This window comes from Caulobacter sp. GW822-FHT01G02 (genome assembly GCF_058802865.1).
On record NZ_JBXAON010000001.1, the window covers coordinates 798421 to 811515 of the forward strand.

Below are 13095 nucleotides of genomic sequence, written 5' to 3' on the forward strand. Positions count from 1 at the left end.
TTGCTCTAGAGGCGCCTGGGGGGCGTCGGGAGAAACTACGTGCCCTTTCGCGAAGGTCCCCTCGGCGACCTGAAAGTGCCGCTTACCTGGACGGCGGCGGTGGCCCTGATCGTGGCGGCCGTCATCGCCGTCGCCTTCCTGCTGGCGGACCGTCGCGAGACCCTGCAGGAGCAGGCCTATGGCGTCACCCGCCAGACGGTGGATGTCGTCGCCAGGCCGGTCAGCGGCGCCATCGCCGCGCCCGGTCGCTGGACGGGCCTGGGCCTGGACTTCGTCCGCAGCTACTTCTTCACGGCCTCGGAGAACCGTCGCCTGAAGACGGAGCTGGCCGAAATGCGCCAGTGGCGCGACCGAGCCCTGGACCTGCAAGACCAGAACGAACGCTTCAAGAGCCTGCTGGGCCTGCGCACCGATCCGCCGATCCCGATGGCTTCGGCCCGGGTGGTGGCCGACAGCCGCGGTCCCTTCGCCAACACCCGCCTGGCCGACGCCGGTTCGGAGCGCGGCATCGAGGTCGGCAATCCGGTCCTCAACGAACGCGGCCTGGTCGGTCGCGTGGTCGGCGTCTCGCGCGGCGCCAGCCGCGTGCTGCTGCTGACCGACATCGCCTCGCGCACGCCGGTGATGATCGACCGCACCAACGCCCGCGCCATCCTGACCGGCGATGGCGGCCCGAATCCAAAGCTGGAGTACCTGCGGGGCGTCGATCCCATCCAGCAGGGTGATCGCGTTGTCACCTCCGGCGACGGGGGCGTCGTGCCGCGCGGCCTGCCGGTGGGCGCGGCCGTGAAGGGGCTGGACGGCCGCTGGCGCGTGGTGCTGTTCGCCGACCAGTCGTCGATCGACTACATCCGCATCCTGCTGTTCAAGGATTTCGCCCAACTGGCCGACGAGAAGCAGCTGGAAGCCAAGACCCTGCCGCCGGTGACGACCGAGGATCCGCAGACCTCGATCCTGTCCGCCCCGACGCCCGCGCCGAAACCCGCGGCGACCCCGCCGGCCACGCCGCCGACCGCCGCGGCTCAGCCCAAGCCGGCGGCCCAGAGACCCACGACGCCGAAACCGGCCCAGCCCAAGCCCGCCACGGCCGCGACGCCCGTCCCGACGGGATCGCCGCGATGAGCATGAGCGGCGGGCGAGCGCTCAATCCCGCCCGTTGGTTGGGCGTGCCGATGTTGCTGTGCATTTTCGCGACGATCCTGTTCGCCGCGCCGATCCGCATCTGGGGCCTGCAGTTGCCCGAACCGGTGTTCGCCATGGTGCCGGCCTTCGCCTGGGCGATGATCCGCCCCTCGATCCTGGCCCCGTTCGCGCTGTTGATCCTGGGCCTGTTCCTGGACATCTTCTGGGGCGGTCCAACGGGCCTGTGGGGCCTGTCGCTGCTGGTCGCCTACGCCATGGTTCTGATCCTGCGCAACGCCATGACCGGCCAGAGCCGGCCGATGATGTGGGCCTGGTTCGCCGGGGTCACGGCCGTCGCCATGGTCGCCGGCTTCCTGTTCACCATGCTCGACAGTCTGGCCATGCCGAGCCTTTTGGCCGTGTTCTGGCAGTTCCTGGTCACGGCGCTGCTGTTCCCGTTCGCCCACCGCCTGGTCGATCGCTTCGAGGACGCCGACGTGCGGTTCCGGTGAGGCCATGAGCGAACCGTCCATCTTCTTCTTCGAGGTCAACGAGCGTCAGGGGGTTTTCCACCGGCGCGCGTTCCTGCTGGGCGGCCTGACGGGCGCGGGCCTGCTGGCCCTGGGCGGACGCCTGGCGCAACTGCAGCTGGTCGAGGCCCAGCGTTATCAGAAGCTCTCGGCCGGCAACCAGTTCAACTACCGCCTGGTGCCGCCGCCGCGCGGCCTGATCCGCGACCGCAATGGCGTATCGCTGGCGTCCAACCGCCCGAATTTCCGGCTGATCATCAACAAGGACAAGGGCCTGGACGCCGAGGCCGTCATGGACGACCTGGCCAAGCTGGTGCCGATCGACGGCTCGCGCCGCGCCCGTGTGTTGAAGGAGCTCGACCGCGCGCCCCGCAAGGCCCCGGTCGTGGTGATGGAGGACCTCTCCTGGGAGGAGTTCAGCCGCGTCAACATCCGGGCCCCCGAGCTGCCCAGCGTCACCGCCGACATGGGCGAGGTGCGGGTCTATCCTTTCGGGGGCGCCTTCGCCCACGTGATCGGCTATGTCGCCAAGGTCTCGGACCGCGACCTCATAGCGGCCAAGGACGACGCCACTCAGGATCAGGAACTGCTGCACCACCCGGGCTTCCGCATCGGCAAGCAGGGCGTGGAGAAGGCCTTCGACAAGGAATTGCGCGGTCGCGCCGGCGCCACCAAGACCGAGGTCGACGCGCAGGGCCGCGTCGTACGCCTGGATCCGGCCGGCGACGTGCCGCCGACCCCGGGCAAGGAAGTCCTGCTGACGCTGGACGCCGACATCCAGAACCGCGCCCTTGAGGTGATGGGCGAGGAGAGCGGCGCCATTGTCGTGATGGACGTGCGCAACGGCGACCTGCTGGCCATGGTGTCGGCTCCCAGCTTCGACGCCAACCGCTTCGTGAAGGGCCTGTCGGGCGCCGAGTACAAGGCGCTGGCCGAGTACGAGCGCAAACCGATGCTGGACAAGTCGCTGACCGGCGTCTTCCCTCCGGGCTCGACCTTCAAGCCGACCGTGGGCCTGGCGGCGCTGACCGCCGGCATCAATCCCGAGGTCCGCGTCAACTGCGGCGGCAGCTGGTACTATGGCGGCCGGACCTGGCGGTGCTGGGAGCCGCGCGGCCACGGCTCGCAGAACCTGCACGAGGCGATCAAGAATTCCTGCGACATCTATTTCTACCAGACGTCGCTGAAGATCGGTCCCGACGCCATCGCGAACGCGGCGCGGGCCATGGGCTTCGGCCAGATCTACGACATCGGTATTCCCGGCCAGAAGAGGGGCAATGTCCCCGACCCGGCCTGGAAGAAGCGGGCGTTCAAGAAGAATCCGGCCAACCAGACCTGGTTTCCGGGCGAGACCCCCAGCTACGGAATCGGACAGGGGGCCCTGACGGTCAACGCCCTGCAATTGGCGGTGATGACCTCGCGCCTGGCCAACGGCAAGAAGGCGCTGGTCCCGCGTCTGATCAAGTCGGTCGGCGGGGTGGAGCAGCCCAGCGGCGCCGCCGTGCCCGACCTGCCGTTCTCCCCCGAGCACCTGAACTATGTCCGCGGCGGCATGGCGGCCGTGGCCAACGACGTGCGCGGCACCGCCTACAGGCAGAGCCAGCTGGGCCTCGGCGACGTGCAGATGGCCGGCAAGACCGGCACCGCTCAGGTGCGCAGCTACGACGGGGTCAAGAACCGCAAGGGCTACGCCACGACCTGGCGCCTGAAGGACCACAACCTGTTCGTGGCTTTCGCCCCTTATGACGACCCGCGCTACGCCGTGGCGGTGATCATCGAGCACGGCGGCCTGGGCGGCGCCACCGCCGGCGCCCCGCGCGCCCGCGAAGTCATGCGCGTGGCCCTGCTGAAGGATCCCGAGATCCGCGCCCGCATCGAGCGCCCCGCGCCGCTGCCCGAGGTCGCTCCGGAAGACGTCATGGAAGGCGCCGCGCCGGATGACCCCGTCGAGGGCCTCGCGCCGCCCGCGCCCGATGTCGGCGCCGCGCCGACCGTTCCGCCGACCACGCCCCAGGGAGACCAAAGATGACCTTGAGCGGCGGCCTGACGCGGCCCGGCGAACGCGACCGGCCGATCATCAAGTTCATGGAGGTCGACTGGACCTTCTGCCTGGTGCTGGCGATGATCGCCGGCGTCGGCGGCCTGATGCTGTTCTCGATCGCCGGGGCTTCGTGGGAGCCCTGGGCCGACAAGCACCTGCTGCGCTTCGGCGTCTACTTCATCATCATGATCGCCCTGGCGATGTGCGACCTGCGCTGGTGGTTCGCCGCCGCCTATCCGATCTACGGGGTAGGCCTCATCCTGCTGGTGGCCGTCGACCTGGTCGGCGACATCTCGCTGGGGGCCCAGCGCTGGCTGCAGCTGGGGCCGCTGCGTTTCCAGCCGTCCGAGGTGATGAAGATCGGCCTCGTGCTGGCGCTCGCCCGCTACTACCACGGCCTGTCGTCCGACAGCGCCCGGTTCTCCTGGCGCCTGCTGATCCCGGCCGCGATGATCGGCGTGCCGTTCCTGCTGGTGGCCAAGCAACCCGACCTGGGCACCGCCATCCTGATCGCCGCCACCGGCGGGGCGATCATGATGCTGGCCGGCCTGTCCTGGCGGGTGATCGCGGCCCTGGGCGCGATGGCGGCCGTGGCCATTCCGCCCTTCATCATGTTCGGGCTGCACGACTATCAGCGCAACCGGATCCTGACCTTCCTGAACCCCGAGCAGGACCCGTCCGGCGACGGCTACCACATCCTGCAGTCGAAGATCGCCCTGGGCTCTGGCGGCCTGCTGGGCAAGGGCTTTGGCCTTGGCTCGCAGAGCCAGCTGAACTTCCTGCCCGAGAAACAGACCGACTTCATCTTCGCCACCCTGGCCGAGGAGTTCGGCTTCGTCGGCTGTTTCGGCGTGCTGTTCCTGTACGGCGCGGTGATCTTCATGGCCCTGCGGATCGCCTCGATCAGCCACAGCCACTTCGGACGCCTGGCCGCGGCCGGGGTGACGGCGACCTTCTCGCTGTATGTGCTGATCAACGGCGCCATGGTCATGGGCTTGGCCCCCGTCGTCGGCGTGCCGATGCCGATGCTGTCCTACGGGGGCACCGTCATGCTGACGGTCATGGTCGGCTTCGGCCTGGTGCAGGCCGTGCGCGTGCATCGCTACACCGAAGTGACCAGCGGCAAGGGCTCGTTGATGTGATGACGGGCGGCGAGGCGGAACTGTTGCCCGTTCTCGTGACCCCGCGCCTTCGGCTCCGCGCCTTCCGCGAGGGCGACGCGTCAATCCTGTCGACGAATCTGACGTCTGGTGTCGTACGCTGGCTGACGTCCTGGCCGGATCCGACTTCGACCGAGCTCGCCGCCGCGCGTATTTCCGACGCGCGGCAAGGCGCGCGTGAGGGGTGGCATGTCGGCTACGCCGTAGAGCGACGGGAGGATGGCTTGGTAATTGGCGGCTTTGGCGGCGGTTCGCCCGATGGCCGCGTCGAGATCGGCTATCACCTCGCCGAGAACGCGCAGGGCCGGGGCTACATGCTGGAGGCGGCGACCGCCGGCTTGGCGTCGATCTGGGATCTTCTGCCGGTCCGGACGATCGAGGCTCAGGCGCACCCGGACAACGCCGCTTCGCGTGCGATCCTCATCAAACTGGGGATGCGAGAGGTCGGTGAGCGGCCGGTCTACGCCTCGGCGCGTGACGCCTGGGAGCCCGGCTGCTGGTACGAGATCGACAGGCCTAGCTGACCAGCGCCGCTTCCGTCGCCCGGATCAGCCCGTCGATCACGCCGGGCTCGGTCGAGGCGTGGCCCGCGTCCCAGACGATGTCGAAGCGCGCCTCGGGCCAGGCCCTGTGCAGCTTCCAGGCGCTGTCCAGCGGGGTGACGACGTCGAAGCGGCCCTGGACGATCCAGCCGGGGATGTGGCGGATCTTGTCGATGTTCTTCAGGATCCAGCCGTCGTGATCGAAGAAGCCCTTGTTGGTGAAGAAGTGGCACTCGATCCGAGCGAAGGCGATCGCGAAGTCCTCTTCATTGAACTTGGGCGGCCGGGCGTCGGGGCCGCGTAGGGAGATGGTGTCGCCTTCCCACTGGCTCCAGGCGGCGGCGGCTTCCAGCTGCACGCGGCGGTCCTGGGCGGTGAGGCGGCGGTGATAGGCGGCCATCAGGTCGCCGCGCTCCTCCTCTGGGATCGGGGCCAGGAACCGCTCCCAGGCGTCCGGGAACAGCATCGAGGCGCCGTCCTGGTAGAACCAGCCCAGTTCGCGCTCGGTCAGCAGGAAGATGCCGCGCAAGACCAGGCCGGCGACGCGGTCGGGGTGCTTAATAGCGTAGGCCAGGGCCAGGGTCGAACCCCAGGAGCCGCCGAACACGGTCCATTTCTCGACGCCCAGATGCTCTCGCAGGCGCTCGATGTCCTCGACCAGGCTCCAGGTGGTGTTGTCTTCCAGGCTCGCGTTCGGGCGCGACCGGCCACAGCCGCGCTGGTCGAACAGGGTCATGCGCCATTTGGCTGGATCGAAGAACCGCCGCATGGTCGGATTGACCGCGCCGCCTGGACCGCCGTGCAGGATCACGCAGGGCTTGCCCCGCGGATTGCCGCATTCCTCGTAGTAGATTTCGTGCGGGCCGCCGGTGGGCATCCAGCCGAACGAAAAGGGTTCGACCTCGCGGAAGAGGCCGCGACGACCAACGGAACTCATGGCGGCGACGGAAGCGTTACGATCCATGAGACGAACCTAACGTGTTTTTCCGCCGCCTGTGAACGGAGGAAAGCAAAAGGCCTGCCCGATCGCGGGGATTTCCTCGCGTCGGAAAAGCAGGCCTTTCGTCAAAGAAACACACGAGTCTGCTTCGGCGGACCCTTGAGGTTTTCGCCTTTCGCTCGGTTCTGTATGTTGCCCGCCATGACTCAGCTCGCGCCCGAAGACTATTCCGACGACGAACTTCTCGCGATGCTGAACCCGGCGCAGTTGGCCGAACTCGATCGGCAGATCGGTGAGATGTTCGGGGCCGAGGGCGTCGATCGCGCCGAGGCGCTGTTCGCCATGGCCAGCGTCTACAGCCTGCGCGCCGGCGAGCGCGACGAGGTTTCGGCCCTGGCCATGCTGCAACTGGCGGCCGCCATGCGTCGCCGGGCCGATCAGATGATCGCGGCCCGGAACTGAGAGACCGAAAACCTCGTCCTTCGACAAGCTCAGGATGAGGTTTTCTACTGAGCCTGCCTTGATCCTCATCCTGAGCCTGTCGAAGGATGAGGATCACGCATCGGCTACAGCGGGAACCGCCGCTCCACCCAGTCCAGGATCGCCGCGTTGACCTCGGCCGGCTTCTCCTGCTGGGTCCAGTGGCCGCTGCCTTCGATCAGCACCTTCTCCAGGTCCGAGATCTGCTCGCCCATCCGATCGGCCATGGCCGGCGGCAGGACGACGTCCAGCTCGGCCATGATCATCAGGCAGGGGACGCCGTCGATCCGGTGGGGCAGGGTCTCGGCCTTCTCCCAGTTGCGGGTGAAGTTGCGATACCAGTTGATGCCGCCGGTGAAGCCCGTACGCTTGAAGGCGTCGACGAAAAAGGCCAGTTCGTCGGGTTCCAGGAACTGATTGTCGTCGGTCGCCGGGTCGTAGTGGAGCAGGGCGTCCTGCAGGGCCAGGCTCCGGCGTTCGGCCGGGCGGCCCAGGAACTCGTCCTGTGAGCTCTTGGGCTTGCGCATGAAGAAGCGGATCGTCCGTTCCGGATCCGCGCCCAGCCGCGCGTCGGCCTCGCCCGGCTTCTGGAAGTTGACGATGTACATGTCCTCGCCATAGGCGTTGCGGAACATCTCGATCGGATCCAGCGGCAGGCGCGGGGTGAAGGGGGTGTTGAGGCCGATAATCCCGGCCACGCGATCGGGATGCAGCAGCGGCATCTGCCAGACGATGATGCCGCCCCAGTCATGGCCGACGAAGATCGCCTTCTCCACGCCCAGATGATCCAGCAGTCCGACGAGATCGCCGGTCAGGTGGTCCATGTCATAGGCCTCGACCGCCTCGGGACCGGGGGTCAGGCCATAGCCGCGCTGGTCGGGGGCGATCACCCAACGGCCGGCGGCGGCCAGGGCGGCGATCTGGTGGCGCCAGGAGAAGGCCAGCTCCGGAAAGCCGTGGCAGAAGACGACCGGAACCCCCGAGCGCGGACCGGCCTCGTAATAGGCCATGCGGATGCCGTTGACGTCGGCGTACCGCGGCTCGGGCAGGCCCGGATTCTTGACCGTCATGACCGCGCGTCCTCCCGCGTTTCCAGGTGATTGCTGATCACCCTGGAGCCCGTCGCGGATCCGGGCAAGCTTCATTTCAGGTTTGCGTAAGGTCCAAAGGGCGTAGAAGGGCGCGCGATGACCGACACCGTTCCGCCGCCCGCCGCCGTTCCGTGGCGTCTCGTCCTGCTCCTCGGCGCGCTGACGGCCTTCGCGCCGATGTCGATCGACATGTATCTGTCCAGCCTGCCGGAGATCGGCCATAGCCTGTCGGCGCGGCCGGACCAGACCCAGGCCACGCTGGCGGCCTTCTTCGCGGGCATGGCCATCGGTCAGTTCGTCTATGGCCCCCTGTCCGACCGTCTGGGGCGGCGCGGCCCCCTGCTGACGGGGATCGGTGTCTATATCATCGCGTCGCTGGCCTGCGCCCTGGCGCCCAACATCCACGCTCTCATCGGGGCGCGCTTCGTCCAGGCCCTGGGGGGATGCGCCGGAGCGGTGGTGGCGCGCGCGGTGGTGCGCGATCGCTTTGGCCACACCGACACCGCCCGGGTGCTGTCGCTGATAATGCTGATCATGGGGCTGGCGCCGGTCCTGGCGCCGCAACTGGGGGGCGTGATCCAGGCGTTCGCTGGCTGGCGGGTGGTGTTCTGGGTCCAGGTTGTCTTCGGCCTTGCTGTCGGGGCCTGGGTGCTGGCGGGCCTGAAGGAATCCCGCTCGGCCGAGACCCTGGCCCAGGCGCGGTCGGAGAACCCACTGAAGGCCTATATCGCTCTCCTGGGTCTGCGTCGGCTGGTCGGCTACGCCCTGGCCGGCGCGCTGAACGGCGCGGTGCTGTTCACCTACATCTCCGGCGCGCCGGACCTGGTGATGGGGACGTATGGCCACACGCCATTGGTCTTCAATCTGATCTTCGCCTTCAACGCCGTCGGCATCATCGGCGCCAGCCAGGTCAATCGCCTGCTGCTGCGGCGCAACCTGCCGGACGAGGTGCTGAGCAAGGCCAGCATCGCCTCGATCGTCGCGGCCTTCCTGCTGACCCTGGCGGCCTGGACCGGCTGGGGCGGCCAGTGGACCGTTCTGCCGCTGCTGTTCGCCTCGCTGTCGCTGTACGGCCTGATGGGCGGCAACACCATGGCCGGGGCGCTCAGCGTCGACCCGCGTCGCGCCGGCTCGATCTCGGCCCTGATGGGCTCGGCCTCGTTCGGAGCGGGCGCGCTGGCGTCATGGGCCGGCGGCGTGCTGCACGACGGCACGGCGCGTCCGGTGGCCGGGGTGATGTTCGCCTGCCTGGTCGGCTCGGCCCTGGCGATCTTCTTCCTGGCCCTGCCAGGCGCGAAGGCTCAGGCCTGATTGGGCATCGAGAAGCCGCGCCAGGCCATCAGCGCCCAGGCGGCCATGAACGACAGCCCGCCGATCGGGGTGATCGCGCCCAGGATCCTCGGCGCGCCCAGGGCCATGGCGTAGAGCGAGCCCGAGAAAACCAGGGTTCCGACGAAGAACAGCGCCGTGACCAGCCCCATACCCTTGGCTCCGGCCCGATGCAGGGCGAAGGCTCCAAACACCGCCAGGGCGTGGATCATCTGGTACTGGGCGCCGGTCTTCAGCCACTCGACGGCCTTCCAGCTGTCGACGCCATGGGCGGCGAAGGCGCCGAAGGCCACGGACAGCAGGCCGCTCAGCGCCGCCAGGCCCGTCCAGGTCCGGGGAGTCCATCCCTCCATCGGCTTACGCTCCGTCACCGTTGCAATCGTCGAGCGCGACCTTAACGTCGTTCATCTGGACGTAAAGCGAAGCCGACTTCGTAAGCAGTCAGAGCGTTCGCGTGTCCAGAAGGGAGGACGGCATGGCGCTCACCTGGGGCGACGATTACCCGATCCATCAGACGCCCGAGCCCGTGGCCTACGCGGGGACGGATCGGAACTTCTACGACCGCTACTTCTTCAACGGCTACGCCGCTCAGGGCGACGGCGCCGACCTGTTCTTCGCCGCCGCGTTCGGCGTCTATCCGCATCTCAACATCGCTGACGCGGCCTTCTGCGTGATGAAGGAGGGCAGGCAGGTCAATCTGCACGCCAGCCGCTGGCTGAAGATGGAGCGGATGGATCTGACGGTCGGGCCCATCGCCATCGAAGTCCTCGAGCCGCTGCGGCGCCTGAAGCTGACCGTGACCGCGCCGGAGCAGGGGATCGCCGCCGAGATCGTCTTCGAGGGCCGATCCTTCCCGATCGAGGAGCCGCGCTTCGTGCGGCGCAACGGCCCGCGCACGCTGTTGGACTACACGCGCCTGACCCAGAATGGCCGCTACAGCGGCTGGATCGAGGTCGACGGCGCGCGGACCTCGGTGGACGGTTTCGTCGGCACGCGCGACCGCTCGTGGGGCGTCCGCCCCGTCGGCGCGCGCGACCCGCAGGAGCTGGCGCCGCCGGCCCCGCCGCAGTTCTTCTGGCTGTGGGCGCCGTGCAATTTCGCGGACGGGAGCCTCTTCTTCCACACCAATGACGACGAACTGGGCCGCCCCTGGAACCGTCGCGCGCTCTGGCTGGAAGACGGCGATCGCGAGAACGACTTTGGCGGCTTCGCGCAGTCGTCCTGCGCCATCGAGTGGAAGAGCGGCACGCGCCACGCGTCCGCCGCGACGCTCGATCTGGGCGCCGACGGGACGATGACGATCGAGCCCAAGACTGAGTTCTTCATGCTGGGCCTGGGCTACAACCACCCCGTCTGGGGGCATGGCCTGAACCACGGCGAACTGAAGGTCGAGCGGGAGGACTTCGTCACCGCCGACATGGACCGGAAGATGCCGCATCTGCTGCACGTCCAGGCGCTGAGCGATGTGACCTATGTCGACGGCGCGGGCCGCTCGCGGAAGGGCCGGGGCGTCTTCGAGCAACTGGCCATCGGTCCGCACGCGACCTCGGGCTTCGCCTCGATCCTGGACATGGCGCCTTGAGCGGCCTGGCCGAACGCCTGGAGGCGTATCTCACCCGGATTTGGAGCCAGCCGGTCACCGTCGCCGACCTCTCGCGCATCCCCGGCGGGGCCAGCCGCGAGACCTATCGTTTCGTCGCGAACGCGGCGGGGGAGGCCAAGCCGCTGATCCTGCGCCGCGACCCGCCCGGCAGCCTGATCGAGACCGACCGCGGCCTGGAATACCTGGCCTTGGAGAGTTTCCACGATCGCGTGCCCGCGCCGCGTCCCGTGGCGATGGACGCCGAGGGCGCGGAATTGGAGCGGCCGTTCTTCATCATGGAGCGGGTCGAGGGCGGGACAGTGGTCTCGCCGTTCATGGCGATGCCCTATGGCGCTCACGCGCGGACGGTCGGCGAGGCGTTCTTCGACATCCTGGGCCGCATAGCGGGCGCCGATCCCGGCGGCCTGCCCTTGGCGAAAGCCGCCGAGACGCCCGCGCCCGAAGACTGCTGGCGGATCGCCGTCGACCATTGGGCCGGCGTGATCGAGGCCGACGAACAGCATCCGCAACCGATCGTCCGCGCCGCCATCCGGCTGCTGCGCCGCAAGCCGCCACCGGCGCCCAGCGCGGTGCGGGTTGTGCATGGCGACTATCGCGGCGGCAACTTCCTGCACGCTCCGGACGGCCGCATCCTGGCGGTGCTGGACTGGGAGATGGTCCATCTGGGCGACCCGCTGGAAGACCTTGCCTGGGCCATCGACCCGCTCTGGAACCCCTTCGACACGACGACCGTCGCCGCCATGATCCCGCGCGAGGAAGCCCTCGCCATCTGGTCGAAGGCCAGCGGTCTCACGGTCGATGAGGAGGCCCTGGCCTGGTGGTCGCTGTTCGCGGCCGTGAAGGGCCAGGCGATCTGGACCTCGGCGGCCAAGGAATATCGCGACGGCGGTTTCAAGGAGCCGATCCTGGCGGTGTCGGGCTGGTACACCGCCCGGCGGCACGACCAGATCCTGGCCGCCGCGATGCTGCGTCTGGAGGACTTGTCATGACCCCGAGCCTGCCCGACATCCTGGTCGGCAACTTCATGTGCATGGCCGATCCCGGTCCGCCCGAACAGCAGGGCGAATTCCTGGCCGGCAAGGTCGGGCTGGTGGCGCTGCTGTCGCTGCTGGCCGCCCAGGAAGCCGAGCGTGGCGTGGCGGCGCGGGTCGAGGAGAACGCCCTGATCCGCGCGACCCTGGCCGAGGCGGCGGCCGACTACGGGCTGGACGTCGTGGGCCTTCCATCTACGGACGAGGTGACCGTCTCGGCGCTCGACCGCGTCAACGCGGCGCTGCGCACGGCGTTGATCGGCCTGCACGAGGCGGTCGAGGCGCGGGACGATACGGCGCGCCACCACGCGATCCTGCGGCTCTACGTCAGGATGGCCGACCTGCGGCGGCTGGACCTGCCGCCGCTTCCGGCGCGCTGAGCATGATCCTCGCCCTATTTGTGCTTGTTGTGCTGGGCCAGCTCGTCCGGCTTGATGTCTAGCGGCGCCGGGGCGGCGGCGTTGTAGGCGGCCGTCTGGTTCAGGTCCATGACCACGCTGCGGTGGCCTTCCCAGATCATGTGCACGGCGACATAGAGCACGATCGCCAGGCCGATGAAGCCGATCCAACGGTGCTTGTGCAGCAGGTTGGCGATGGCGCTGGCGGCCAGGCCCATCAGGGCGATCGACAGCAGCAGGCCGAAGATCAGGATGCCCGGGTGCTCGCGCGCCGCGCCGGCGACGGCCAGCACATTGTCCAGCGACATCGAGACGTCGGCGATCAGGACCTGCAGGAAAGCCTGCTTGAACGACTTGGGCTGGCGGGCGACGCGTGGCTCGGTGTTCGGATCGCCATCGACGCAGGCCATGGCGTCGGCCTCGGCCGCCTGTTCGCGCAGCTCGCGCCACATCTTCCAGCACACCCACAGCAGCAGGAAGCCGCCGGCCAGCAGCAGGCCGATGACGCCCAGCAGCCAGGTGGTGATCAGGGCGAAGCTGATGCGCAGTACGACCGCCGCGCCCAGGCCGTAGAGAATGACCTTCTTGCGGTCCTTGGGCGGCAGGCCGCCGGCCGCCAGGCCCACGGCCACGGCGTTGTCGCCGGCCAGGACCAGGTCGATCATCAGCACTTGCAGCAGAGCGGTCAGAGGGCCTTGAAGGCCGCCCAGATGGGCCGTCAGCGTTTCGAACATGTACCCTCAATGCGGTGAGGCGCGCGGCGATGCAAGGCGCAAAAAGGTCAGGTCCGCCGCAAATACGACGACGCCCCGGACCATCGATCCGGGG

The 13095-nt window shown here is 68.5% G+C and carries 14 protein-coding genes; 10 read left to right on the forward strand and 4 right to left on the reverse strand.

What is annotated here, in order from left to right; translation table 11 throughout:
- Positions 1-39: 39 nt before the first annotated feature.
- From mreC to AC1RNC_RS03715, 5 genes are read left to right on the forward strand one after another with little or no spacing between them, the layout of a single operon-like run.
- On the forward strand, positions 40-1122 hold the full coding sequence (gene mreC, locus AC1RNC_RS03695) for a rod shape-determining protein MreC (RefSeq protein WP_492883809.1): 1083 nt from the start codon (positions 40-42) through the stop codon (positions 1120-1122).
- The gene (locus AC1RNC_RS03700; RefSeq protein WP_492841135.1) at positions 1119-1634 is read left to right on the forward strand and encodes a hypothetical protein; all 516 of its coding nucleotides are present in this window, start codon (positions 1119-1121) and stop codon (positions 1632-1634) included. Before mreC ends, AC1RNC_RS03700 begins: the two co-directional genes overlap by 4 nt.
- A 4-nt stretch (positions 1635-1638) precedes the next feature.
- Positions 1639-3681 (forward strand): penicillin-binding protein 2, encoded by a 2043-nt coding sequence (gene mrdA / locus AC1RNC_RS03705; RefSeq protein ID WP_492883811.1) that lies wholly within the window; start codon positions 1639-1641, stop codon positions 3679-3681.
- A complete protein-coding gene (gene rodA, locus AC1RNC_RS03710; protein ID WP_492841131.1) occupies positions 3678-4835 on the forward strand; it encodes a rod shape-determining protein RodA in 1158 nt (385 codons plus the stop codon). The genes mrdA and rodA overlap by 4 nt, the downstream gene beginning before the upstream one ends.
- Complete coding sequence (locus AC1RNC_RS03715) at positions 4835-5377, forward strand: GNAT family N-acetyltransferase (protein WP_492884385.1); 543 nt, start codon at positions 4835-4837, stop codon at positions 5375-5377. Before rodA ends, AC1RNC_RS03715 begins: the two co-directional genes overlap by 1 nt.
- Here AC1RNC_RS03715 and pip read toward each other — a convergent pair.
- Positions 5370-6359 carry a prolyl aminopeptidase gene (gene pip / locus AC1RNC_RS03720; RefSeq protein ID WP_492883813.1) on the reverse strand — a complete coding sequence of 330 codons (990 nt, stop codon included), beginning with the start codon at positions 6357-6359 and terminating at the stop codon, positions 5370-5372. The two genes, AC1RNC_RS03715 and pip, sit on opposite strands and share 8 nt — an antisense overlap.
- A 177-nt stretch (positions 6360-6536) precedes the next feature.
- Between pip and AC1RNC_RS03725 the strand changes: the two genes are divergently transcribed.
- Positions 6537-6797, forward strand: coding sequence for a low temperature requirement protein A (locus AC1RNC_RS03725; protein WP_492883815.1), 261 nt, complete (start codon positions 6537-6539; stop codon positions 6795-6797).
- A gap of 104 nt (positions 6798-6901) precedes the next feature.
- On the opposite strand, the gene AC1RNC_RS03730 is transcribed toward AC1RNC_RS03725, so the two are convergent.
- Positions 6902-7885, reverse strand: coding sequence for an alpha/beta fold hydrolase (locus tag AC1RNC_RS03730; protein WP_492883817.1), 984 nt, complete (start codon positions 7883-7885; stop codon positions 6902-6904).
- Between the two features lie 117 nt (positions 7886-8002).
- Between AC1RNC_RS03730 and AC1RNC_RS03735 the strand changes: the two genes are divergently transcribed.
- On the forward strand, positions 8003-9217 hold the full coding sequence (locus AC1RNC_RS03735; protein ID WP_492883819.1) for a multidrug effflux MFS transporter: 1215 nt from the start codon (positions 8003-8005) through the stop codon (positions 9215-9217).
- Here AC1RNC_RS03735 and AC1RNC_RS03740 read toward each other — a convergent pair.
- Positions 9208-9588: a DUF423 domain-containing protein gene (locus AC1RNC_RS03740; RefSeq protein WP_492884387.1), complete on the reverse strand. Its 381-nt coding sequence runs from the start codon at positions 9586-9588 to the stop codon at positions 9208-9210. The two genes, AC1RNC_RS03735 and AC1RNC_RS03740, sit on opposite strands and share 10 nt — an antisense overlap.
- A gap of 122 nt (positions 9589-9710) precedes the next feature.
- On the opposite strand from AC1RNC_RS03740, the gene AC1RNC_RS03745 reads away from it, so the two are divergent.
- From AC1RNC_RS03745 to AC1RNC_RS03755, 3 genes are read left to right on the forward strand one after another with little or no spacing between them, the layout of a single operon-like run.
- Entirely contained in the window at positions 9711-10817 is a 1107-nt protein-coding gene (locus AC1RNC_RS03745; RefSeq protein ID WP_492883821.1) for an Rv3169 family protein, read from the forward strand.
- Between the two features lie 5 nt (positions 10818-10822).
- Entirely contained in the window at positions 10823-11827 is a 1005-nt protein-coding gene (locus AC1RNC_RS03750; protein ID WP_492884388.1) for a phosphotransferase family protein, read from the forward strand.
- On the forward strand, positions 11824-12249 hold the full coding sequence (locus AC1RNC_RS03755; protein WP_492883823.1) for a hypothetical protein: 426 nt from the start codon (positions 11824-11826) through the stop codon (positions 12247-12249). Before AC1RNC_RS03750 ends, AC1RNC_RS03755 begins: the two co-directional genes overlap by 4 nt.
- Before the next feature lie 14 nt (positions 12250-12263).
- Here AC1RNC_RS03755 and AC1RNC_RS03760 read toward each other — a convergent pair whose 3' ends face one another.
- The gene (locus AC1RNC_RS03760; protein WP_492883824.1) at positions 12264-13001 is read right to left on the reverse strand and encodes a TerC family protein; all 738 of its coding nucleotides are present in this window, start codon (positions 12999-13001) and stop codon (positions 12264-12266) included.
- Positions 13002-13095 lie beyond the last annotated feature (94 nt).